The organism is Mesorhizobium sp. WSM4884 (assembly GCF_029625675.1).
Taxonomy (GTDB): Bacteria; Pseudomonadota; Alphaproteobacteria; order Rhizobiales; family Rhizobiaceae; genus Mesorhizobium.
On record NZ_JARTVO010000001.1, the window covers coordinates 1 to 24,041 of the forward strand.

General features: G+C 64.5%; 15 protein-coding genes and 2 pseudogenes. 11 read left to right on the top strand and 6 right to left on the bottom strand.

What is annotated here, in order from left to right; all coding sequences use genetic code 11:
• Positions 1 to 81 (top strand): annotated as a pseudogene (locus P9236_RS00005) (aldehyde-activating protein); the annotation flags it as partial.
• Positions 82 to 356: 275 nt separating this feature from the next.
• Here the strand turns inward: P9236_RS00005 and P9236_RS00010 are convergent.
• The 3 genes from P9236_RS00010 to P9236_RS00020 all read right to left on the bottom strand — a co-directional run bounded on the left by P9236_RS00010 (position 357) and on the right by P9236_RS00020 (position 4,363).
• Positions 357 to 770, bottom strand: coding sequence for a c-type cytochrome (locus tag P9236_RS00010; RefSeq protein WP_278072559.1), 414 nt, complete (start codon positions 768 to 770; stop codon positions 357 to 359).
• 270 nt (positions 771 to 1,040) lie between these two features.
• Positions 1,041 to 1,442 (bottom strand): hypothetical protein, encoded by a 402-nt coding sequence (locus tag P9236_RS00015; RefSeq protein WP_278072560.1) that lies wholly within the window; start codon positions 1,440 to 1,442, stop codon positions 1,041 to 1,043.
• A gap of 257 nt (positions 1,443 to 1,699) precedes the next feature.
• Positions 1,700 to 4,363, bottom strand: a complete 2,664-nt coding sequence (locus P9236_RS00020) for a LuxR family transcriptional regulator (RefSeq protein ID WP_278072561.1) — start codon at positions 4,361 to 4,363, stop codon at positions 1,700 to 1,702.
• 545 nt (positions 4,364 to 4,908) lie between these two features.
• On the opposite strand from P9236_RS00020, the gene P9236_RS00025 reads away from it, so the two are divergent.
• From P9236_RS00025 to ftsZ, 3 genes are all read left to right on the top strand, one after another.
• The gene (locus P9236_RS00025; protein WP_347405161.1) at positions 4,909 to 5,256 is read left to right on the top strand and encodes a hypothetical protein; all 348 of its coding nucleotides are present in this window, start codon (positions 4,909 to 4,911) and stop codon (positions 5,254 to 5,256) included.
• 126 nt (positions 5,257 to 5,382) lie between these two features.
• Complete coding sequence (locus tag P9236_RS00030) at positions 5,383 to 5,583, top strand: hypothetical protein (RefSeq protein ID WP_278072563.1); 201 nt, start codon at positions 5,383 to 5,385, stop codon at positions 5,581 to 5,583.
• Positions 5,584 to 5,730: 147 nt separating this feature from the next.
• Complete coding sequence (ftsZ, locus tag P9236_RS00035; protein WP_278072564.1) at positions 5,731 to 6,723, top strand: cell division protein FtsZ; 993 nt, start codon at positions 5,731 to 5,733, stop codon at positions 6,721 to 6,723.
• 203 nt (positions 6,724 to 6,926) lie between these two features.
• On the opposite strand, the gene P9236_RS00040 is transcribed toward ftsZ, so the two are convergent.
• Together P9236_RS00040 and P9236_RS00045 are read right to left on the bottom strand one after the other, a co-directional pair.
• Complete coding sequence (locus P9236_RS00040) at positions 6,927 to 7,751, bottom strand: hypothetical protein (protein WP_278072565.1); 825 nt, start codon at positions 7,749 to 7,751, stop codon at positions 6,927 to 6,929.
• Positions 7,752 to 7,914: 163 nt separating this feature from the next.
• Positions 7,915 to 10,710 carry a glycosyltransferase family 25 protein gene (locus tag P9236_RS00045; RefSeq protein WP_278072566.1) on the bottom strand — a complete coding sequence of 932 codons (2,796 nt, stop codon included), beginning with the start codon at positions 10,708 to 10,710 and terminating at the stop codon, positions 7,915 to 7,917.
• A gap of 1,030 nt (positions 10,711 to 11,740) precedes the next feature.
• Here P9236_RS00045 and P9236_RS00050 point away from each other — a divergent pair.
• From P9236_RS00050 to P9236_RS00075, 6 genes and pseudogenes are all read left to right on the top strand, one after another.
• Positions 11,741 to 12,055, top strand: coding sequence for a hypothetical protein (locus tag P9236_RS00050; RefSeq protein ID WP_278072567.1), 315 nt, complete (start codon positions 11,741 to 11,743; stop codon positions 12,053 to 12,055).
• Between the two features lie 88 nt (positions 12,056 to 12,143).
• Positions 12,144 to 12,578: pseudogene (locus tag P9236_RS00055) on the top strand (DUF4347 domain-containing protein); the annotation flags it as partial.
• 2,622 nt (positions 12,579 to 15,200) lie between these two features.
• The gene (locus P9236_RS00060; protein WP_278073060.1) at positions 15,201 to 15,380 is read left to right on the top strand and encodes a hypothetical protein; all 180 of its coding nucleotides are present in this window, start codon (positions 15,201 to 15,203) and stop codon (positions 15,378 to 15,380) included.
• A gap of 186 nt (positions 15,381 to 15,566) precedes the next feature.
• Entirely contained in the window at positions 15,567 to 17,867 is a 2,301-nt protein-coding gene (locus P9236_RS00065; protein WP_278072568.1) for a peptidase domain-containing ABC transporter, read from the top strand.
• A 12-nt stretch (positions 17,868 to 17,879) separates the two neighbouring features.
• A complete protein-coding gene (locus tag P9236_RS00070; protein WP_278072569.1) occupies positions 17,880 to 19,286 on the top strand; it encodes an HlyD family type I secretion periplasmic adaptor subunit in 1,407 nt (468 codons plus the stop codon).
• A gap of 1 nt (position 19,287) precedes the next feature.
• Positions 19,288 to 21,021 (top strand): SEL1-like repeat protein, encoded by a 1,734-nt coding sequence (locus tag P9236_RS00075; RefSeq protein WP_278072570.1) that lies wholly within the window; start codon positions 19,288 to 19,290, stop codon positions 21,019 to 21,021.
• A 61-nt stretch (positions 21,022 to 21,082) separates the two neighbouring features.
• Here P9236_RS00075 and P9236_RS00080 read toward each other — a convergent pair whose 3' ends face one another.
• The gene (locus P9236_RS00080) at positions 21,083 to 22,228 is read right to left on the bottom strand and encodes an NAD(P)/FAD-dependent oxidoreductase (protein ID WP_278072571.1); all 1,146 of its coding nucleotides are present in this window, start codon (positions 22,226 to 22,228) and stop codon (positions 21,083 to 21,085) included.
• 211 nt (positions 22,229 to 22,439) lie between these two features.
• Between P9236_RS00080 and P9236_RS00085 the strand changes: the two genes are divergently transcribed.
• A complete protein-coding gene (locus P9236_RS00085) occupies positions 22,440 to 23,816 on the top strand; it encodes an aspartate aminotransferase family protein (protein ID WP_278072572.1) in 1,377 nt (458 codons plus the stop codon).
• Positions 23,817 to 24,041 lie beyond the last annotated feature (225 nt).

Genomic DNA, 24,041 nt, shown 5'->3' on the forward strand with positions numbered 1-24,041 from the left:
CCCTATGACTGCCTCAACCCAGGCCTGATGGACTACATCGCCACCTGGACGGCCAAGAAGTCAGGCGCCTTGGCGGCATAGTCCGCATTGCCGCGGCGGGGGCGTGGCAGCCGCACCGAAAACGTCTGGGCGCTCGGCGAGGCCATATTCCTCGCCGAGCGCCTCGGAGTATCTGAATCTGCCGCCCATCTTGGCGCTGTGATCGATCCGTTGAGATAGCCAATTCGCGATGCCGCAGGGTCGGAATTCACGAGTTGTCCACCGCGATAGAAACGCAGCGACGGCCGGCGGCCATTCTTTTCGTCGGCGAAGAACATCGCCATCGATCCGGTTCGAAGCGGACGCTCCAGGGCTTTCTACGGCTGCAGTCTGCCGGGTCGCCCGCGGCCGAGCGAGCCGTCAGCACGGGCCTGCAGGTAGGCGTAGATTTCGTCCACATAGGGTGCGAAGTTGGGATCGCCGGCGAAGCCTTTCATCACCGAGCCGCCGTCGGCACGACCGTTGAGCACGGCGCGTCGGAAGGCGTCGATGTCGGGCAGCCGGCTGACCAGGGACGGCGCGAAGGTCGACCCCACGCCGTCAGGGCCGTGGCAGCGGTCACAGCCCGCATGATAACGCCTGAAACCGTCATAGGTCCGCGCATCCGCCTTGCCGTCCACGACCCTGTAGAACTTTCCGGGAGCGGCGGCATCGCGCGCCTCCGCTCCTGCGCTGGCCGTGAAGCTCAGGACAGCGGAAGCCAGGACAACCCTCTGCAGCAAGCTACCCATCTGTCCGTCATCCGACAGCGGCAGCGATCCATTCGCTGGACCGACAGGCCGAAATCACCCTACTCGGTCGTTCCCGGGCGAGACAGGAGCGAAGCTCCATCGTGGAGCCCCTGGATCCATGTCGTACCCCTCCGCCGCAAAACGCGGCAGAACAGAACTCCGCGCCGTCGTAACGTTCTGAAGTCATGGCACAGGATCCCGAAGATCTGCGCTACGCCGGTTCAGGATGACGATGGAATGGGCGCCCCCAACGATGCCGACCAGCCCGATTCAGGGCGCGGTGGCAGACGTCCTGACCGGCTCCGCGCTATCTGTCGTCAGGTCGTTCTCCGCGGTGGTGGCCGGAACGAAGTTCGGGTCGCTCACGAGCAGTGCCTTGCCGTCGCGCAATATTTCGAAATCGATCGACGGCTGGCCGACGGCCTGCGGCACGGAGATCATCATGCGCTGGCCCGGCGCGAGCGTGGAGACGACGCGGACCGGCTGCTGCTCGGCCCCGGAAGCCATGGTCGCGACGACCCGGTAGCCGTCCTGCTCGACCGTGTAGTAGACGGCGCCGCTGAAGCTGCCGAGCTGGATGCTGTGGCCGCTGCCCGGTACCAGTTCCGATGCCGCCGCGCCACCCGTGGCGGCGAGCAGCGCAAATGCAAATGCGCCAAAACGTCTGGTCATCGCTATCTCTCCTTCGGTTCAGCCAACTCCCGGACAGGCGGCCTGCCCGGGACATCAACCGACTTGAGCCTACGCGCCGCGGCTTTCTCGCACATCGGTACGATCACCCAAATTTCGGCTGTCGCGTTCCTAATTTCGCTACAGCGCTTTCCATTTAAACCGGTCCTGCGTCTCCGACGGCAAGCCGCTGACAAAGTGGAAGTCCGCCGGCGGGAACTCTCCGGCAACCGATTCAACCAGGAACGAAAGGCTTCGGATCAGGGCGCGGCGACGGTAGGGAGCAGCCACGGCTCGCCGCGCAGCCGTAGCAGCACTTCCATCCGGTTGGCGGCGTTGAACTTGCCGAGCACCGATGAGACCTGGTGCTCGATGGTGCGCGGCGATCGCGACAGGGTCCGGGCGACCTCCTTGTTGCTCTTGCCCTCCGCGATCAGCGCGAGCACTTGCTGCTCGTGCTGCGTCAGGCCGAGCGGGTGCTGGCGGGCGGCCGTGTACGGACCCCTGCGCACCTTCGGCAGCCGGCCGGCGATGCCCAGGCGCTGCGCCAGCTTGCGCGCCAGCATCGCGGCGGGACGCGCCTCGATCGCCTCCAGTCTTGTCACGGCGGTCGCCAAAGCCATCGCGGCATCCGCGCCCCGCACCTGCATCAGCGCAAGCGCCGCCTCGTAGGGGAGGCCCAGGCGCTCCCATTCCCTGGCCGCTGTCAACGGATCGCCGGAAAGCTCGACCGCGCGCCGCCACGGAATGCGTGTCGTCGGCGCCGGCAGGGGCTCCTCCATCCCGCATCGTCGCCACCACACAGCCAGTTCGCCGAGATCGGAAGGGCGGAAGTTGGCGAGATCCATCGCGGCCAACGCCGCCAGTTGCTCGTGGCCGGCCGCGCGGTCCTCGGCAAGCCAGGCGGCCTCGGTCAGCGCCATACGGACCGGCACGATGCGTTGCAGCTCGCCGGTCGGCAGTCCCTCCTCCAGCGCCTGCTGCAGCAGGGCAGGGCCCCCGGGTTCGCCCAGCCGCACGCGCACCCTGCCAAGCACGGTGAGCGCCGGCAGGTGCATGACCACCGGCAGGCGTTCCAGTTTCATCACGCCTTCCGCTATGGTCTCGGCGTCGCGAAAGCGGCCCTGTTCCATGCGAAGCTGCGCCTGCCGGCCGAGCAGATACTGCGCCGGCGAATCGAGGTCATGCCGGGCGGCGAACACGATGCCTTCGGAGAGCAGCCGCTCGGCGAGCGCGAAGTCCTTGGACACGACCGCATATTCGGCATAGTTGGTGTAGGCCCGCGCCGCATGGTCGTGGAACCCGTGCTCGAGCGCGAGCGCCAGGCTTTCCTCCATCCGTTCGCGACCGCCCGGACGGTCGTCGAACAAAAGCGAGGTGCCGACATTGTTCAAGGCATGGACGCGCGTTTCGACCTCGCCCAGCCGGTCGGCCAGGCTGATCGCGCGCAGGCCCCACTCGATCGCCTCGTCGAAGCGGTAGTGCAGCATATGGAGCTGCGAGCAGGTGCTGTAGGCCATCGCCAGTTCCGGCCCGGGCGGCAGGTTTTCCACCTCGCGCACCGCTTCGTTGGCAAAGTGCTCCGCCTGCTCGCCCTCGCCGCGGCGCCAATGCAGCCTGGAAAGGTTGCGCAGGTTGAGGCTGACCTTGTCCGGGCGGCCGAGTTCCCGCCAGAGCGCGATGGCGCGATGCCGCGCTTCGATGATCGTGTCATAGACCTGCAGGGCCAGTCCGGCCTCGTAGGCCCAGGATTCGTAGAGCTGGGCGGCCTCGGCCGGCGGCGCCTGCGCGATGTATCTGAGCGCGGTCGCCAGATGCGATGCGGCTTCGCGATGCGCCCCCAGCCGCGCGGCCTGCGCCGCGGCCCGCGGCGCGAGTTCGAGAACGCGCGCGCCGTTGTCGGCGGCGGCGGCATGATGCACCCGGCGCGCAAGCTGGGCGCCAGCCTGTGCTGCCGGCAGCCTTGCCATCGCTGCCTCCGCCTTGGCATGAAGCGACCGCTGAAGGCTGGGTGACAGCCGCTCGAGCGTCGCCTGCCTGGCCAGCTCGTGGCGGAAGGTCAGGGCGCCTTGAGCGTCCCGCCGCAGCAATCCGCGAGCCACGCAGCGGTCCACGACAGCGTCGACCTCGGCACCGAGAAGGGCGCGGATCAGCCACGGCTCCACGCTGCCCGGCTCTATGCTCATCATCTCCAGCACCTCGCGCTCGCCGGCCGTCAGGCGCGACAACCGCGACCACACGGCGTCGCGGATGGAATCGGGGACGTGCCCCGGCTCCGCCTCGCTGCTCGCCAGAAGCTCGGAGACGAAAAACGGATTGCCCCCGGTGATCTGGTAAAGATCGGTGCCGGCGCGGCCGGACTGTTCGGCGAGTGCCGTGACCGCCTGGGGCGAAAGCGGCTTCAGCGCGATGCGGGTCAGCGATGCCGCCGGCAGGTCGCCTCTTATATGCATGAGCGGATGGTCGGCGACGAGCTCGTCGCTGCGCGCGCTCAGCACCAGCAAGGCGCGAAGCACGGAAATGCGACGGCCGAGATATCGGATGAGATCGAGCGTCGCATTGTCGGCCCAATGCACGTCCTCGAAAACGAGTACCGTGGTTCCTGACCGGTGCTGAAGCGCGTCGAGGAGCGCGGGAAAGAGCCGCTCGGGCGCGGCTCCCTGGTCGAGCAGCGCTGCGACCTCGGGGTCGAGCGCCCGCGCCATATCCTGCAGAGGCCCGAGCGGACGGGGCGTGAAAAGCGCCTCGCACCAGCCCCACAACACCCGACAGCCTTCGCCCGCGCGGTCGGTGAATTCCTGCAGCAGCGAAGTCTTGCCTATCCCGGCCTCGCCTTCGAGCAGCACGATGCCACCCCGCCCCTCGGCGGCACTGGCCGCGGCAGCCAGCAAAGTTTTGAGAGGTCCCTCTCGCTCGAGCAGCATTGGCGCAACCGTTTCCAGAACATGTCGCCCAAGAATGCCCCGCGTTTGCCACATGCTTGAACGCAAGACAGTGGAGCGCCTCACAAAAGGCGGTTCGAACGCGACGCGCTTCAAGCCGCGAGTGTACCCCAACTAGGCCGGCTTTCCATTAGCATTGCTTAAAATTAGGCCAAATCCCGACGGGCCAGATCACTTCCGGTATCGGCGTCGCGAATCGACCTGAGTGACCGACGAAACCGAAGCGCGTGGGATGGAGAAGGCGGCCGGACGCGCGGCGGCGCCAGACCGCATCCGGTTGAGGAGGCGTAAGTCAGATATGTTCACGAAACAAAGCCTGAGAAAACTGGACAAAGGCCCGCTTCCCCAGGACACGCCGATTGGGGATGCAGGTGCGGCGACATTGCCGGTGGGGTAGCTTGGCCGAAGGCCGGTATGGAGAGAATGGGATGCGCGCACCGCGTATGAGCTGCAGGCTTGGCTTGCGGGCGCTCGCTGTGCTGGCGCTTGTCGTCGCGCCTCTTCAACTCCCTTTAGAAGGTTCTGTCGTGACCAAGGCCTATGCCGGCAAAGGCAATGGCAATGGCGGCAACGGCAACTCGGGCGGCAACAACGGCAACGGAAACAGCAACAGCCGCGGAAACAGCGGCAACAGCAAGGGTGCGACGAGCAGCGCCTCCAGCAGTGCCGCCAGCATCGCCGATGTCGACGATCATGTGAACGCGGCGACCGGCGACAAGGTCGAGGTCAGTGGCAGCAGCATCCAAGTCACGCACCGGAACGGAATGAAGGAGAGGATCGAGAACGGCCGTTTCAGGATGGAGGACAAGTTTGGTCGCACCATCGTCGAGCGCAAGGCCACAATGGCCGATCTCAGTCGCCTGAAGAGTTTGTGAGAGCGAGGTTCTGTGCGGATCAGATCGCGCAATTGGTCATCTTACGGCGGAATCCCTGCTGTTCATCTCATTCCGACGCGGAATCGGCAATTGTATCGGGCGAAAGCCCGATAGCAGCGAAGGGCGGTGGCAGCGACCAACGCCTCGATCCAGACTGAACCGCTCCAATGCGCTGCCGGCGGCCAGGCCGCCTTTCTGTCGCATAGCGGAATGCCGGTCTTCGACACGGTACTGACCATGTCGATGGGCAAACGCCTCGCCGATTTTTCGGTCGGCGGAGCAGCCGCACCCATGACTTATGCCCTTGCCAGTCAGACTCTCGGATAGCTCAGCCTGACGGCAGTCTCAGCCTGGCCTTGCAGCGAGGCGCCTACTCTGATTCCTTAATGTCGGTGGGGATCGCCTGATTCGTGCGCTTGCTGCGCCGGCTCCGCATGGTGCGGCGCGGCGGGTGCCTGCCGTAGAGGGATCACAATGACGGCCAAGCCGGAAATCCTGGAGATGAGACCTAAGATCACCGTAGTGGGGGTCGGCGGCGCCGGCGGAAACGCGGTCAACAACATGATTGCCGAAGGCTTGCAAGGGGTCGAGTTCGTCGTTGCCAATACCGACGCTCAGGCACTCACCATGTCGAAGTCGCCAAGACTGATTCAGTTGGGCGCGCATGTGACCGAGGGCCTGGGGGCCGGATCCTTGCCCCAGGTCGGCAGCGCGGCGGCAGAGGAATCCATCGATGAGATCATGGATCATCTGGCGGGAACGCATATGTGTTTCATCACCGCCGGCATGGGGGGCGGCACAGGGACCGGCGCCGCGCCCATCATTGCGCGCGCCGCGCGCGATGCCGGCATATTGACGGTGGCCGTCGTCACCAAGCCGTTCGTGTTCGAAGGCAAGCGCAGGACGCAGGCCGCCGAGGAAGGCATAGAACGCCTTCGCGAGAGCGCCGATACCGTCATCGTCATCCCGAACCAGAACCTCTTCAGGGTCGCCGACGCCAGGACAACGTTTGCCGACGCATTTGCCATGGCGGACCGCGTTCTCTACGCGGGTGTCGGCTGCATCACCGATCTCATCGTGAAAGAAGGCCTGATCAATCTCGACTTCGCCGACGTGAAGTCAGTGATGCGGGACATGGGCCGGGCGATGATGGGAACCGGCGAGGCCTCCGGAGAGGGGCGCGCAAGGACGGCGGCGGAGGCTGCAATCGCCAATCCGCTCCTCGACGAAGCCTCCATGACCGGCGCTAGGGGCCTGCTCGTATCGATCTGCGGCGGCATGGACATGACACTGTTCGAGGTCGACGAAGCTGCGACGCGGATACGCGAAGAGGTCGATGCCGACGCCGACATTATCGTCGGTGCCATCTTCGACCAGGCGCTGGCGGGAAAGTTCCGGGTGTCGGTCGTCGCAACGGGCCTGCGGCAGAACGCGGAAATGGCACAGCTCGAGCAAAGGATCGCTTGAAGCCACGGCGCTCGCCCTCGACGGCGGTGCCGGCGATGTCGCTGGCATGCACGACCATGGGCGGCTCCCGGCGCTGAGCGGACATCGGCTGAAGCTCGGTATGGTGCGAGGAGGCACTGCGGGCATTCGGCAATGGCCATGGGGAGCCGTACGCCCCGAATTGCCCGGCAACAAATGCGGTGCAACAGCTTGCCGGCCACGCCTCACCTGGTGCGGGGCAGAATCCCCAAAAGTTCGCCTAAGCGGAGCGGCAACTGAGGTGACGCGTGCAATTCGGCACAGCTTTCTTTCCACTTCCGGAAATATTCGCCGACGGGAATCCCGCTGCGACCGGGCCAGCGGTTGAGTGCGCCAAGCGCCTCGACGCAGTCCGGAGCCTGCTCGTATTCCGTGAGAATCGTCAGGGACATCGCTTGCGCGAACGGATTGAGGGCCGGAACCTCGATCTCGCTGCGATGATCGTGGAACCACGCCGCGGCATCGCTGGTAAGCCCCTGGCTGCCGGCGAGCGCGCTATAGCCTCTGACGATGTTTGCGCGATAGTCGGCAATGGCGTCTCCGAAGGCGTTGTCGCCGGCGAAGGGAGGGTTTTGCTTCCAGTCCTTCGCCAGGCGTCCCAGGCCATGCAGCGACAAGGCCTCCACCATCGCTTCCTCGAGCCATTGGCAGGGCAGCGCAGGCTTGGCGTCGGCCTGCCAGCTGTTGGCAAGCACATGACCCAGTTCATGGCCGAACTGATAGGCAAGCTTCGACCAGTCCCGCTCGCCGATGTCGACGATGATCCACGCCATGCTGGTCCCATCAGGGTGCAGCCAGATGGCGGGCGTGCCGGATGTATGCTCCTCGATGCGCAGCCGCGTCGGCTGGCGGTCGGAGACGAGGCGGACGCCGTCAAGGCAAGCGTGCCGCATCCGCTCGACGACCTGAACGACGGCACCATGAAGCATCCGACCCCAGTCGCCCGCGAGCTCGACGGGAGCGCGAAGCAACCCGGCCGATGGTTCAGCTTGGGCATTCACGGACATCATGGCCGCCAGACTCCTGCCCAGAATCCACCGCGGTGGGGAAACCGGGCCAAAGGACGTGACGGTTAACGCCGTAAACTGTCGTCGGTTCATCAAAGCGATATCAGCCCGTTGGTCGGACTTTTGAGCCGGAGATCGGACACGACCGCCAACAGGCGAGCGCCCTTTACGGGTGATCCATCGCTATTCGATCCGAAGGCAACTCGTCGTCCAGAATAACGAGCGGGGGCATGCACACGAAGGCCCGCATCGAAGTATATGCGCCGCACATCGCGCAATCGATGCCGGTGTCGTCAAGGACGACGGCGGTTCCAGGAAATGGGATCAGTCTGCTGCGCAGGGGGAGACATTTTTCGAGAAGTATGCGCGCGCCTTTTGGCGTGATCGTGTAGGCCTGCAGCCCAAATGAATGCTCGACCTTGATGAGCGATCTGGGGAATTTCTCGAACTGGAACGAGGTTCCTCTTTTGCTGTATCGCCGATCGTAGAATTCCAGCTTGGCTTTCGAGAAGCCTAGATCGAGCCATATGAAGGAAGGATCAAATATATAGCCCCATTGTATGATATCCCAATCCGCCGGCGCTTGGGCCATTAAAGTGGCCGCTTCCTCTACAAATTGGAATGAAGATCGAACGTCGTCTTCGAAGACAGTTATTATCTTATTCTGCGAAACTGACTGCTTCCATAGATTGATGTGAGACAGGGCGCATCCCAACGTGCCTGGGGGGTATGCGCAATCGGCAGTTATGAGGCCTTCCTTGATGAGCTCATCCCTGTCCAGCGACGCCCCGTCAACCGCCGATACGCGAACCGTTTCGCGCCTCAGATGCCAGTTGTTGCTCTGATATTTGTTCCAGCGCTCGACGCTGCGGTCGAGGTTTATCAGGTGAATTTGCGACGAAGCCGTCGACTCGTCAGGTTTGGGCGATGCCGGCGCGGATGCAGGGATCGTGGCGCCGGCAAACACAGGAGTGTCGCCCGCGTTTTGCAAAAGTTCTCGTGCGCGCTCGATCCCGTCACTCACGTGGTATTCGTGGTCGCCGAAAGTGATGTAGCCGTAGACCTGCCGATTATCCATGTACTGGATGATGCCGGCCTTCCTGGCGCTGTCGGCAAAGATGACGTACTCGTATCGTGACGTGCCGTCGTCATAGGTCAACTCGTTGAGCACGTCGGCGCGCACGAGGTAGGTGCAGTGCACCAGCGGCATCTCGATGACGCCGCGTACATGGCGATTGAGCACCCAGGCATATTGATCGCACTGCCTATAGTAGCCGTTCGCGTCGATCTCGGCGTGGTAGTTCGAATAATATTGGCCAGGCGAGATGGAGCGGAGCAGGGGAGCGACGATCGGCAGATCGAGCGCGATAAGCTCTCGCAGCGTTGCTGCGCGCACGAAATTGTCGACATCGACGACGAAATAGAAGTCGCAGCCATGCTCAAGCGTTTTCTGCAAACTTATGTTGCGGATTCGCCCGAGCACTTTGAAACGCGTCTCATTCCATTCGTGTTCGCGAAACTGCTCGACCCGATCGGCGACGTCCGAAGCGTCGATCTCGATTGCCGAATAGAGATGACCGACGCGCTCCACCCATTCGCGCAATATGTGCTCGGTCCTGTCGGTGTTGTTGTTCGTCCGGATGTAGAGGACGATCGATTCCTTCGGGTAGTCGAGCGCCTCGATGCATTCGAGGTAAAGGGGGAGTGACGGCTCCTTTTGCTTTGCCAGTATCGATATCAGAACGCGCGGCATGCCCTTCAATCGCGAGCGCAGCGAACGCTGCCGGACTAGCTTGTGCTGTTCGATCAAGGTTTCGCTGCCGAACCGTCCCAACTGCGGTGGTTCGCGCACCTGCAGCTTCCCGGCGGCAAATCGCGCATTGGCCGCCACGCGCTTCAGCATGTCCGACGGCGATTTGTCGGAGGTCAGCAATTTCAGGCAGGCATCGAGTGACTCGCGGTATGCGCCGGCCCAGTACGCGTTGACGGAAAACTCGTCGAGCAGTCCGTAGTCGTAGACCCAGGGCTGAACGAACAAGCCGGCTGGCGCCTTGAGGTCCAAACCGCGCCCCGCGTACTCCTGCCCTTCGGCGTTCCTGCCCTGGTTACGGCAATAACGGCTCGCCGCATGCAGCGCCTCCCCGCGGGCCGGCACTGTCTGGGTCGCACGCTCGTAGGCGCCGACGACCTCTTCGAATGGCCGCTCGAGGGCCGCCATCATGTTGCCCGCTTCGAGGAGGCTCACATAGACCTCCTCGTTCCAGAAACCCAGATCGGCGCGCTTCAGGTAGTATTCCAGCGCCTTCTCGCGCTCGCCGCAATCCCTGTAGCTCTGCGCGAGATAGAACGTGTAGCGCGATATCAGGAACGGGTCGGTCTCGGTTGCGAGCGCGTTCTCCAAGACAGCCGCATCATCCTGATATTTCCTTGGGTTCTGACTGCGGGCTCCGCCACGTCCGGTCGCAATGCGGAAGCCCTCGGCGTTCAGCCTTGTGATCGGCCCGGGAGGCGCCTCGAGATATTCGTGCAGCACACCTTTGAAGGAGAAGGGCAGCCGGTTGCGGCAAATCTGCGGGCGGTAGAAAGAGATGTCGCCATGCGACACCTCGACGTCATACAGATCGTGTTCCATCCGCGACTTGAATGCAATCGGCTCGAAGTCGCGATCGACGATCAGCACGTCATCGGCATCGATGATCATCGCATAGTCGACCCATTCCACCTCGCGCAACTGCTCGAGGGCGAAGCTGCGGTTATATGCAAAATCCCGCCATGGCTCGTCGATGACGGCACCTTGGACGTTGTGGGTGGCCAGGAAATCGCGGATTACATCTTGCGTGCCGTCGGTGGAGCCCGTGTCGACGACGAGCACATAGTCGACGAGCGGAAGTGCGCTGGCGAGGCAGTTCAAGATGACCTTGGCCTCGTTCTTGACGATCATGCACAGGCCGATGGTGCTCATGCCAATCCCTCGGTGGAACGGCGCACGCTGCGCGTCTGTCCGTTCCCGGCGATCATGTTGAAGCAGAGTCGCTTGCCGTTCGTCATTTGCCGACTGTAGGGCTCCCTGATGGCTGCGGACCAAGGCCATATTCGCATTGCGGCGTCATCTGGAACACTGATCCCTTTAGATGAGGATCGGTCCGATTTTTACACTCTATGGTGCTCGTCGCCCAGATCGTGCGACCAGCCAAAGGCTTTACGGCCAGTTGCATTTTCCGTCCCCGCACCCGATGCATCCGCTCCATCGTCAGCCGGCATCTTTCGCCGCGGCCAGGCTTGCTCGTCGGAACAATCTTCAGCTCCGACGCGATTTTTTTCGCGCGACGGCGGACCGACTCTAAGCCTCGGATTTTCAACGCCGTTCGGACCGGGGCCATGGGCCGGCCACAACTTTATAGTTCATAAGTTGTAAACCAACCCATTTACAAGTTTATAAATTTCGAATTTACTAATATCTAATGCAACGGGAGGGTAGCCGCAGACCGGGCGGGGACGCCGTGGGTTTGCGGATGTCTGCGAAGCTAGTGGAGTATCCGGGAACAAAGCCACCTCCTGCGAGGGGGCTTTGACAGCACACGCGCGTGCCGTCGTTTCAACATCAGCCTGTCAGCCAGGCTCGACGATTCCCAATCGATGTTCCCTCGCAAGTAGTCCGGGTTCCCTCGCAGGTCGTCGCCGAGCGATCGCGACACGCGTGATGGAGTTGAACAGTGGTTCGAGTGTTGCCGCCCACCTGCGGGTGCCGCGCCGATGCGGCCTTGGCCCCGCGCCTGACTCCTCCGAATCTTTCTGCCCGCAACGGTCGCCCAGCGATCGGCAGGCGCTCGGCGATGATTTCGTTCAGTGAACGACAGGGCCCTTCCCGAATTCGACAATCCTTGGCGTCCGTTACTGTGGCCCGCCCGGCCCGGTTGCGAGCGCCGGGCACCGACTGAAGACAAGGAACGAGACAGGACAAACAGCGGCGCAGGCCGACCGAGGAGGATGTGATGAGCTACACAGCAAGCTTTGCGGTCATGGAAGTCACGGTTCGCGGCGTCTTGCCCATCGGCGACACGACCGAGAACGCAACCTATTTCATCCTGGATACGGCAAAAAGCGCGATCGTGGGCCAGGTCATGCTCCCCAAGGCCGTCAAGCGAAGCCTCGCTGTCGCGCTCACGGTCAAAGTCCCAAGCAGCGCCGGTTCATTGGCGATCGGCACGTTTGATGATGGGGGGAACTTCCAGGTCGCCAGCTTCCTGCGGGTAGAGATCCCCACTATTCAAAGACCCGACGGAGCCGTCGGGGCATCCGGAAGGTGATCCCGTCCGATCCATTGCCTGTCGCTCGCCCGCCAAAACGGTGGGCGGTTTCCCCGTGAATTGAATTTGACGCCAACAGGAGCCAGTCATGGCCCGTGCCTCTGAAATTCTCTTTGTGGATTCTTCAATTTCCGACATCCAGACCGTTCTCGGCAATTTGAGGCCCGAAGTGCGGGCTGTCGCGCTCGATAGCCGCCGACCGGCCGCGCAACAGATTGCCGCTGCCCTCGAAGGGCAGGAGGAACTCGACGCGGTCCACATCATGGCGCATGGCGCGCCGGGGCGCGTGAAGCTAGCTGGAGGAGACTGGTCGGCCGCCTCATTGAAGGAACAGGCCGATGATTTCGTTGCAATCGGCAGGGCACTCGCAGTGCATGGCGAGCTTCGGCTCTGGAGCTGCGAAACGGCATCCGGCGATGCTGGCGAGAGGTTCTTGGCGGCTCTGGAGGAGGCGGTGGGCGCGGATGTTCGTGCCTCGACGTCGCTGGTTGGCGCAGCCGCTCTGGGCGGCGCCTGGGAGATATCGGCTGGTGCCTTGCCACCATTGACCGCGGAAGGCGTGGCAGCTTACGCGGGGGTTCTTGCTGCGGGCGATTTGACGCTCACTGGAACAGTGGATGCTGGCTCAAGTAAAAGTATTAATACTTACTATCTCGTCGATACGAACGGCACAGCAGCAACTACAGATGACACAGTAGTCGGAAGTTTTAATCTTCCGTCATCGGCAAACGGAGTCGCGCCGAACTTTTCAATCACTATAACGGTTCCGGATTCTACGCATACCTATCTTATTTATGACTCTGGGTTCCGCCTGTACGGTACGCTTGACCCTGTTGTTCCCCCCACCATTCCGCCGACCTATACTTTCACGACCGCGCCCATCAATAACGTTGGCGCCCCGGGCAACGATGGCGATCACTTTACCGGGGGGCTTTTGACCGTCACGACTACCGGCGCTCAGGGTGCAACAGGCCCGGCGGGTGCTACCGGCGCCACAGGCGCGACCGGGGCCACTGGTGCGACTGGAGCGACAGGCGATACCGGTGCGACTGGCGCGACAGGTGATACGGGTGCGACAGGTGCCACGGGGGATACCGGTGCGACCGGCGATACGGGTGCCACAGGTGCTACGGGTGATACCGGCGCTACAGGTGCGACTGGCGACACCGGTGCAACAGGCGCGACCGGCGATACTGGAGCCACGGGTGCGACCGGCGATACTGGCGCCACAGGTGCCACCGGTGCGACAGGCGCGACCGGCGCTACGGGTGCGACTGGTGACACGGGTGCAACAGGCGCGACCGGCGATACTGGAGCCACGGGTGCCACAGGTGCGACCGGCGATACTGGCGCCACAGGCGCGACTGGCGACACCGGCGCGACCGGCGCTACGGGTGCGACTGGTGACACGGGTGCAACAGGCGCGACCGGCGATACTGGCGCCACAGGTGCGACCGGTGCAACGGGCGCCACAGGTGCGACTGGCGATACTGGCGCAACCGGAGCTACGGGTGCTACTGGCGATACCGGTGCTACCGGAGCCACGGGTGCAACCGGAGCCACAGGTGCGACCGGTGAGACTGGAGCCACGGGTGCGACCGGAGCAACTGGAGCCACGGGTGCGACCGGCGAAACCGGAGCCACAGGTGCAACCGGCGCGACCGGAGCCACTGGCGCGACCGGAGCGACTGGTGCCACGGGTGCAACCGGCGCTACTGGAGCCACCGGCGCGACCGGAGCCACTGGCGCAACCGGGGCCACTGGCGCGACCGGCGAAACTGGAGCCACAGGTGCGACCGGTGCCACAGGCGCAACGGGGGCGACCGGAGCCACAGGTGCGACCGGCGCGACTGGTGCCACGGGTGCGACCGGCGAAACCGGAGCCACCGGTGCTACCGGAGCCACAGGCGCGACTGGCGCGACTGGTGCCACTGGCGCGACCGGTGAGACAGGCGCGACCGGAGCAACTGGTGCCACGGGAGCGACCGGCGCGACTGGAGCCACTGGCGCGACCGGTGAGACAGGCGCGACCGGAGCAACTGGTGCCACGGGAGCGACCGGCGCGACTGGTGACACAGGCGCGACTGGAGCTACTGGAGCTACTGGTGCCACCGGAGCAACTGGTGCCACGGGTGCGACCGGAGCCACGGGTGCAACCGGAGCTACCGGCGCGACCGGAGTGACTGGTGCCACGGGTGCGACCGGAGCCACAGGTGCAACCGGAGCGACCGGCGCTACTGGAGCCACTGGCGCGACTGGAGCTACTGGCGCGACCGGAGCCACTGGCGCGACCGGGGCCACGGGTGCAACCGGCGCTACTGGAGCCACGGGTGCGACCGGCGCTACTGGAGCCACAGGTGCGACCGGAGCTACTGGCGCGACGGGCGCTACTGGAGCCACAGGTGCGACCGGCGCGACCGGTGCGACTGGAGCCACGGGTGCGACCGGCGCTACTGGAGCCACCGGCGCTACAGGTGAAACTGGAGCCACGGGTGCGACCGGAGCTACTGGCGCGACGGGCGCTACTGGAGCCACAGGTGCAACCGGAGCGACTGGCGCGACCGGAGCCACGGGTGCAACCGGTGCTACTGGAGCCACCGGCGCTACAGGTGAAACTGGAGCCACGGGTGCGACCGGAGCAACTGGAGCCACAGGCGCGACCGGAGCCACAGGTGCAACCGGAGCAACTGGAGCCACGGGTGCGACTGGTGCCACAGGTGCAACCGGCGCAACTGGAGCCACGGGTGCGACCGGCGCTACTGGAGCAACTGGAGCCACCGGTTCAACCGGAGCAACCGGCTCGACCGGAGCCACTGGCGCGACTGGTCCGACAGGGGCAACCGGAGCGACCGGCCCAGGCGGTGACACCGGCGATCATGGTCCGCAGGGCAATAACGGGCATGGCAATGGCCAGCAGGACGCGCCCGGTAATTCCGGCGACCATAACAATGGCGACAACAGCTCGCACCAGGGACAGGGCAACTCTGCCGGCGGCCAAGGCAAAGGCAACGGTGGCGGCAACGCCACGGTCTCGGCCAACACGCTGGGGCTGACGGACACCAAGAAGTTCCTGCAGTCCGACGGCGGCGGCACTGGCGGCGGCAACGGCTCTCTCAAGCAGCTCGTCAGCCAGGCTGTCGGCTCGGTGACGACCGATCTCTTGAACGTCCTCAGCACGGTCAAGGGCTTCGGCCAAAGCCAGAACAAGCCGTCCGGCGCGACCTCCGACCTGACTTCGGACAAGGGCAAGCAGGGTGCCGGCTATGCCCAGACCGATGACACGCTGAAGAAGGCTCTGAAGGATATTCTCAAGCCGAATGAGTGAGTGTTGGTCGAAAACAGCGCGCGCGGGCCTTGCGGAAACGCAGGGCCCGCATGCTCGTGATTCCGGCGCGGGCAATGGGCTCGTCCCGCGGTCAATTCCGGACTATGATGAGGCTTGTCAGAAACCCCGGCTGACGCAGCGCGCCGGGAGCATGCCCTCGCTTGCAGGTCGCAGGGGGAGTGCAGGGTGAGCGCATATTTGAGCCCGGTGGCCCAACCGACCCCGACCCGCTCCGACGCGGAAGCGGACGCGGTCGGCAAAGCTGGCAGTGAGAGCGGAGCGGGGCGGTTTCCCGGCGGTCCCGCCGAGTTCGAGCACGTCGCGCCGCGCCTCAAGGCGATGATCCGGGTCGCGCGTTATCACGGTTTCGAACTCGACCCGAACGAATTCAGGGCGGCGAGCGCGGGCAAGTTTGCAAACGCCGCCGATCTTTCCCAATGGGCGCAGAATGGCGGGATGTGGTCGCGCGCGGTTCGCATCCGCTGGTCACATCTCCTGCGCTTCGAGCAGACAGGGCCTGTCGTCCTTTTGTTCAGTGACGGCGGAGCAGGCCTTCTTACCGGGGCCAGCGCCGAGCGCAATGTCGTTTACCTGAAGAGCGTCGATGTGCCGGACGATGCGGAAGGCGTAGCCATCGACGAGCTGCGACTACTGCAGGTGTGGTCGGGCGAGGCCGTTCTGCTGCGGCCGGCGCGGTCGTACATCGCAGCGGACGCGCCCTTCACCTTCGGCTGGTTGGTCGATCTCGTGCGGCTCGAAAGCCGGCCCTTGCGCGACATTGGCATCGCCTCCTTCACGCTCTCCGTCCTGACCATCCTGCCCCCCCTTATCGTCATGACGGTGGTCAACAAGGTGCTGCAGTTCTCCAGCATCTCGACCCTGGCGTTGCTGAGTGCGATCATAGCCGTCGTCTTCGTCTACGAGACGCTGCTCGGTCACGCGCGGCGACTGATCGTCAACGTCGTCGGCGCGCGGCTGGACACCAAGCTGAACCTGCACGTCTTCAGCCGGCTCCTGCGCCTGCCGCTGGACTATTTCGAGCGTCATCCGGCCGGCGAAACCCTATACCATCTCGCCCAGGTCTATCGCATCCGCGAGTTCCTGACGGGAAAGCTTCTCACCACGTTCCTGGATCTGATCACGCTCGCCGTGCTGATCCCGGTCATTTTCTACATCAACGCCACGCTCGCCTGGATGGTGCTCGCCTGCGCGGTCGTGATCGTCTCGATCATCTTCGCCTTCCTTGTGCCGCTGCGCCGAAGATACCAGCAAGTGGTCGATGCCGAGACCTGGAAATCGGCGGCGCTCGGCGAAACCGTCGTCGGCATAAAGACGGTGAAGGCGCTCGGCCTCGAACCGCAACGCAAGGCGCTGTGGGACGAACGGGTGGCGGATGCCGGCAAGGCGCGTCTCGCCTTCGGTCAGCTCGCCAACTGGCCGCAAACCCTCGTCACGCCTATCGAACGCGTCATGGTCCTCGGCACCATGCTGATCGGCGCCTATCTCGCCATGAACGACCGCTCGGGCTACATGGTCGGCAGCCTGTTCGCCTTCATGATGATCGCGCAGCGCGTCGCGCAGCCGCTGGTCGGCCTTGCCCGGCTGGTCGAAGACTACGAGGAGGTCGGAGCCGCGATCGGCGAGGCGGCATCGGTGCTCAACCGCCCGTTGGAAAGCAGCTCCAATTCCGCGGGCTTGCGGCCAAAAATCGTCGGCGAAATCAGCTTCAGCGATCTCACCTTCAGCTACATCGGCACCAAGACGCCGGCGCTCGACCGGGTCAGCTTCGAGATTCCGGCAGGCTCGATGTTCGGCATCGTCGGGCGCAGCGGATCCGGAAAATCGACGATCGCGCGCCTCTTGCAGGGGATCAATCGCGATTACAGCGGATTCCTCAAGCTTGACGGCGTCGACCTCAAGGAAATCAACCTGCGCCATCTTCGCCAGGGACTGGGCGTGGTGCTCCAGGACAATTTCCTTTTCCGCGGTTCGATCAGGGACAATATCATCGCCGGTCGTCCCGGACTGACGCTTTCCGACGCCATGCGCGCCGCGCAGTTGGCTGGTGCCGCCGAGTTCATCGAACGGATGCCGAACGGATACGACACCTACATCGAGGAAGGGTCGCCCAACCTGTCGGGCGGCCAGAGGCAGCGGCTGGCGATCGCCCGCGCGCTCATCCACGATCCGACCGTCCTGATCCTGGACGAAGCGACGAGCGCGCTCGACCCTGAGAGCGAGGCGGTGGTCAGCGCCAATCTCATGCGCATCGCCAGCGGGCGCACGGTTATCATCGTCTCACACCGGCTTGCCTCGCTCACCGAATGCGACCAGATCCTGGTCATGGATCAGGGCAAGGTCCTCGATGTTGCGCCGCATTCCGTCCTTCTGGAGCGGTGCGCCGTCTACCGCCAGCTTTGGTTCCAGCAGAACCGGCATCTTGATGGCCGCCATGGCCGTCTGGCAGCCGTGCCCCGGCCCGTCTGAGCTCGCCTGGCCATGAGCAGCACCACCTATTCCACCCTTCCTGTCCGACGGCGCCGGGCGGAGGCCAGCGATCCGACCGCGCCCGCGATCCTCGAATTCCAGTGGCCGTCGACGGCTGTCGCCAACGCGCCCATTCCACGGGTGGCGCGCGGCATCGTCTGGATCATCACGAGCATGGTGGTCGCGTTGATCACGCTTGCGGCCTTGATACCGGTCGACCAGGTGGTCACGACGAGGGGCCTGGTGGTCTCGCAGACGCCCAACATCATCATCCAGCCGCTGGAGACAGCGATCGTCCGCTCGATCGAGGTGCGCGAAGGACAGCGTGTGAAGACCGGGCAGGTGCTCGCCCGTCTCGACGCCACCTTTGCCTCGGCCGACCTCACCGCCTTGGCCACGCAGGTCACGACGCTCGAAGCCGAGGTGGCGCGCTTGAGGGCGGAAGCCGATGGAAAGCCTTTCAGCTACGACGGGCTGGACCCGAGCTGGACATTACAGGCATCGATCTTCGATCGCCGCAAGGCGGTCTATGACGCAAAATTGGAAAGCTTCGACCGGCAGAAAGACGAGCTCAGTTCCGTCATCTCACGCTCGCAGTCCGATGCCGACGGCTATCGGCAACGGCTGGCAGTGGCGGCGTCGATCGAAAAGATGCGTCAGCAACTCGAAGAAAGACAGGTCGGAAGCCGCCTCAACACGCTTATCGCCGAGGACAATTCGGCGGAAATGTCGCGCTCGCTCAGCAATGCCGAGCAGACGACCGAGGCGGCCAAGCGCCAGCAGGCTGCAATTGCGGCAGAGCGTGACGGCTACATCCAAAGCTGGCGCGCCGACGTCTCGCAGAGCCTGTCGGAAGCCAATTCGCGGATGTCCGACGCCCGCGAGCTGCTCAACAAGGCGAAGCTTCGCAAGCAGCTGGTGGAGCTGAGGAGCGAAGCCGACGCCACGGTCCAGTCGGTGGCCAAGGTCTCCGTCGGCTCGGTCCTGCAGTCCGGCGAGCGATTGATCACGCTGGTTCCGGCGGACGCGGTGCTCGAGATCGAGACGAACATTGTCGGCCGCAGCAGCGGTTTCGTTCATGTCGGCGATCCCGTGGCAATCAAGTTCGATACCTTCCCCTATTCGCAATATGGCCTGGCGCACGGAACCGTCCGCACAGTCAGCCCGGACTCGTTCTCGGCCAGGGAGCAGGCGCGCGAGCCGAACAGCTCGTTGGCGATGCTGCCCGCCGATGCCGACCTGTTCTACCGCACGCAGATTTCCATCGACAATGTCGCTCTCCACGGTGTGCCCGCCGACTTCGCGGTAAGCCCCGGCATGCCGGTCACCGCCGACGTGAAGGTAGGTCGCCGCACCGTCCTCAAATACATTCTCGGCGCGATGCTGCCGATCGGTCAGGAAGCGATGCGGGAGCCGTGACATGGCGATCCTGGATCGGCTGACAGGACGCATCCACCCGGCGCTGGCGCTGCGCAGAGCGATGCGGCTTGCCGAAACTGGAAAGCCCGCCGAAGCCTTTCCCCTCATGGCGACCGCCGCCCGTGCCGGTATTCCGGAGGCCGAGTACCAGATTGCCCGCTGCTACCTCGAAGGCCTCGGCGTGCCGGCGAGCCAATCGGAGGGCGCGCGCTGGCTGCGGCGGGCCGCCGACCGTGGAAGCGCCGACGCGCAGGCGCTTTTTGCCGCGCTTTGCGTGGCCGGACTGGCAGGGCAGGAAGACGGCGGAGGCGGCGCCAATTCGGAAAACCTTTTCAAATCGGAATTCTCGCAAGCCCCTGATTTCGAGACGGCGCTCCAGTTCGCCCGAAAAGCGGCGGAGGCCGGCTCCGCAACCGGGCAGGCAATACTCGGCTACATCCTGACCAAAGGCCCGAAGGCCATGCGCGATCTCGATGCCGCGCATTGCTGGTACGAGAAATCAGCGGCTGCCGGCTGTCCGGAAGGATGCCTCGGCCTTGCCCTTTCGCTCGCCCGACGCAAGCAGCCGGAGCAGAGGGTCAGGATCGCCGTGGAGCTGCGGCGCGCCGCGGATGCCGGCCTGCCGACGGCGATCTATTTTCTTGCGGTCCTCACCGAGCACGGAATGGGCCTGCCCGTCGACCTGGAGTCGGCTGAGCAGCTCTATCAGCTTGCCGCGGAAAAAGGCTTCGTCCCGGCTCAGTTACGGCTGGGTCTCGCGCTGATCGATGGCAGCCTATCGCGGCAGGATCCGGTCGCCGGCGAGGCCTGGATGCGCCGCGCGGCACTGGCCGGAAATCTCGACGCCGCGCATCGCCTCGGCGAACACTATGTGAGAGGCTCCCGACCGGACTATGCCGAAGCCGCGACATGGTATCGGCGGGCCGCGGAGGGGGGCCATCAGCTGGCTGCCCGCGCTTTGGCGTCGCTCTATCTGTCGGGAAACGGCGTGGCCCAGGACGCGGAGGAAGGAACGCGCTGGCTGCGCGCCGCCGCCAATGACGGCAATCGCCAATCGCAAGTCGATCTGGCGAACCTTGTCCTCGAAGGCGGCGGCGAAGCGGACGACGGCATCAACGTCGCAGCGTGGTTTGGGGCGACGGCTTCGTCGGGTGACCTGGTCGCGGCCTTCAATCTCGGGCTCTGTTTCGCCGAGGGAGTCGGCGTGCGCAAGGACCAGGAGCGGGCGGCGCAATGGACGAGGCGCGCGGCCGAAGGCGTGGCCGAGGCGCAATATATGTATGCTCGCATGCTTCAGGAGGGCCGCGGCGTGACCGCCGACCAGAGCGAGGCCCGTATCTGGTTCGAGCGGGCCGCCAACGCCGGCATGGTGGACGCGCAGGTGGCTCTCGCCGAAATGCTTTACAACGGGCTTGGCGGAGAACGCTCGTTTGCATCCTCGGCGCATCTCTTCAAGCAGGCTGCCGCTGCGGGCCATGCCGGGGCGATGTTCGCGATCGGGGCGCTCTACGAGACCGGGCAGGGCCTGTCTCTCGATCGCAAGGCGGCGCAGAAATGGTTCGCAGCCGCCGCCGAACGAGGTCATGGACATGCGCAGCTCATGCTGGGCCGCTATCTCTCCAAGGGTATCGCCGGTGAACACGACTTGCCCGCCGCCCGGATCTGGCTCGAGCGGGCGGCTGCGCAAGGCGTCGATGAAGCCGCCGAGGAACTCGCCGATGCCGAGCCAGGTTAGAGGCGACTGACAAATCCGGAAGGGCGCGACAGGTCAGCGCCCGCTTCCGGCGCAAATCGGCTCACGATACGGCGGCGACATCGGCCCGCTCTCTCGCCGGCGCAATGATGCGCGTCACATGCTCGGCGATCGCCAGGCTCGAAGTCAGGCCGGGACTTTCAATGCCGAACAGATTGACCAGCCCCGCAATGCCATGGATCGAGGCATCCTGGATGACGAAGTCGCTGTTGGCTTCGCCCGGGCCGCCGAGCTTCGGCCGGATGCCGCTATAGGCCGGCTGCAGGCTGCCGTCGGCCAGTTCCGGCCAGTATTTGCGGATCGCAGCGTAGAAGCGTTCGCCGCGGGCCGGATCGACCCGGTAGTCGAGCATGTCCGTCCATTCGACATCCGGTCCGAACCGGGCCGTGCCGGCAAGGTCGAGCGTCAGATGGACGCCAAGCCCACCAGGTTCAGGCACCGGATAGACGAGGTGCGAGAAGGGCGCGCGGCCGGCCACCGAAAAGTAATTGCCCTTGGCGTAGCGAAGCGTGGGCAGGAACCGCCGGCCAAATCCTTCGAGCGCGCCGGCCAGCGCGACCGCGCCCAGGCCGGCCGCGTTGACGAGACGCGACGTGGCGATCTCGAAACTTTCGCCACTCGCCGTGTCGGTCGTCTGGAGCACGATTTGGCCGGGCTCGATACGGCCCGAAACGATGCGTGTGTTGAGTGAGAGCATCGCGCCGTTTTCCTCGGCGTCGCCGAGCAGCGTCAGCATCAGCGCGTGGCTGTCGATGATGCCCGTCGAGGGCGAGAGCAGCGCCTTCGTGCAATGCAGCGCCGGCTCCAGAGCTTGCGCCTCGGCGGCGGAGAGGAAGCGCAGATCGGCGACGTCGCAAGCGGCCGCACCGGCGCGGATCGTGGCGAGCACGGGCTCCTGTGCTTCGTCGGTCGCGACGATCAGCTTTCCGCAACGCCGGTGCGGGATCGAGCGTTCCATCGCGTAGCGGTAGAGCATGTCGCGTCCGGCAACGCAGAGCCGGGCCTTGAGTGATCCTTGCGGATAGTGGATACCGGCATGGATGACTTCCGAATTGCGCGAGCTCGTCTCGGTGCCGATGGCATTCGCCGCTTCGAGGATCAGCGTGTCGAGGCCCCGCGCCGCCAGGCCGCGCGCGATCGCAAGGCCGATGACGCCGGCCCCGGCAACTATGCAGTCGACCTGTTCCATATCGCGTCTCTTTGGTTGCGTACGCGTGCTCTTGCACTATACCGTCTTGATCCAGCTTGGAAATCTCATGGCGCTATCGATTGTGACACGGCGGCCCTTGCAGCCGCATCTCGCCATGAGGCATCAAGCAGCGGATGCGAGGCGGATTCCCGGAGTTTCTCGACAGGGGGAGGGGTCCTATTTTCGCTTGCGCCCGCAGACAGGAGCCATCATGGACGCCAGACCGAATTCCCCTGAAGCCCGCGACATCCGCTACCACATGCACGCCTACACCAATGCCCGTAAGCATCAGGAGACGGGTCCGCTGGTCATCGAAAAGGGCGACGGCGTCTATGTCGAGGACATCGCCGGCAACCGCTATATCGAGGCGATGGCGGGCCTTTGGAGCGTCGCCGTCGGCTTCTCGGAAAAGCGGCTGGTCGAGGCCGCCACACGGCAGATGTCGAAGCTGCCCTTCTATCACGACTTCGGCTCGAAGGCGCATTCGCCACTGATCGACCTGGCCGAGAAGCTGGTGCAGATGGCGCCGGTGCCGATGAGCAAGGCCTATTTCACCAATTCCGGTTCCGAGGCCAACGACACGGCGATCAAGATGATCTGGTACCGGTCGAACGCGCTCGGCCAGCCGGTGCGCAAGAAGATCATCAGCCGCAAGCGCGGCTATCACGGCGTCACCATCGCGTCCGCCAGCCTGACCGGGCTGCCGAACAATCATCTTTCCTTCGACCTGCCGATCGCCAATATCCTGCACACGTCGACGCCGCATCACTGGCGCGATGCCGAGCCCGGCGAAAGCGAGGAGCAGTTCTCCAGCCGGCTGGCCGACGATCTCGAGAAATTGATCCTCACCGAGGGACCGGAAACTATCGCCGCCTTCATCGGCGAGCCGATCATGGGCGCCGGCGGTGTCATCGTGCCGCCCGCCGGCTATTGGGAAAAGATCCAGACGGTGCTGTCGAAATACGGCATCCTGCTGGTGGCCGACGAGGTGATCTGCGGCTTCGGCCGCACCGGCCAGATGTTCGGCTCGCAGACCTTCGGCATCAAGCCGGACATCATGGTGCTGTCGAAGCAGATCTCGTCTTCCTACCTGCCGATCTCGGCACTGCTGATCAACGATCGTGTGTTCGAGCCGATCGCCGACGAGAGCAACCGCATCGGCACGTTCGGCCACGGCTTCACCGGCGGCGGGCATCCGGTCGCGGCGGCGGTCGCGCTGGAAAATATCAAGCTGATCGAGGAGCGCGACCTCGTCGGCAACGCGCGCAAGGTCGGCGCCCATTTGCAGGCCAGGCTGCGCAAGCTCATCTCGCATCCGCTGGTGGGCGAGGTGCGCGGCGTCGGCCTGATTGCCGCCGTCGAGTTGGTCGCCGACAAGGCGAGCAAGGCGCCGTGGGGCAAGCCGGCCGCGCTCGGCGCGCTGGTCAACGGTTTCATGCAGCAGAACGGCGTCATCTCGCGCAACATGGGCGACGCCATCGCCTTCTGTCCGCCGCTGATCATCACCGAGACCCAGATCGATGCCCTGGTTGACGCGTTCGAGCGGTCGCTCGACGCTGCGCTGCCGCAGGTCCGGCTGCAGGGCTGAACCAATACTCTTACGCCGTGCTTTTCGATGGTAGAGATCGCGATCGAAGTCGGCTTCGAGAACGCCTCGCACGTCTCCGAGGCATTTTCGCGAGACGCTCGGCCTGCCGCCCAGCAAAGGCGGCCGGCAAGCCAAAACCGATCTGCCGGCAAGAAAGGTTATGCAGGCTTGTCGTCCAGGCGCCCGCGCTCGCAGAACCAACCACCGAGATATTTCACCAACGGC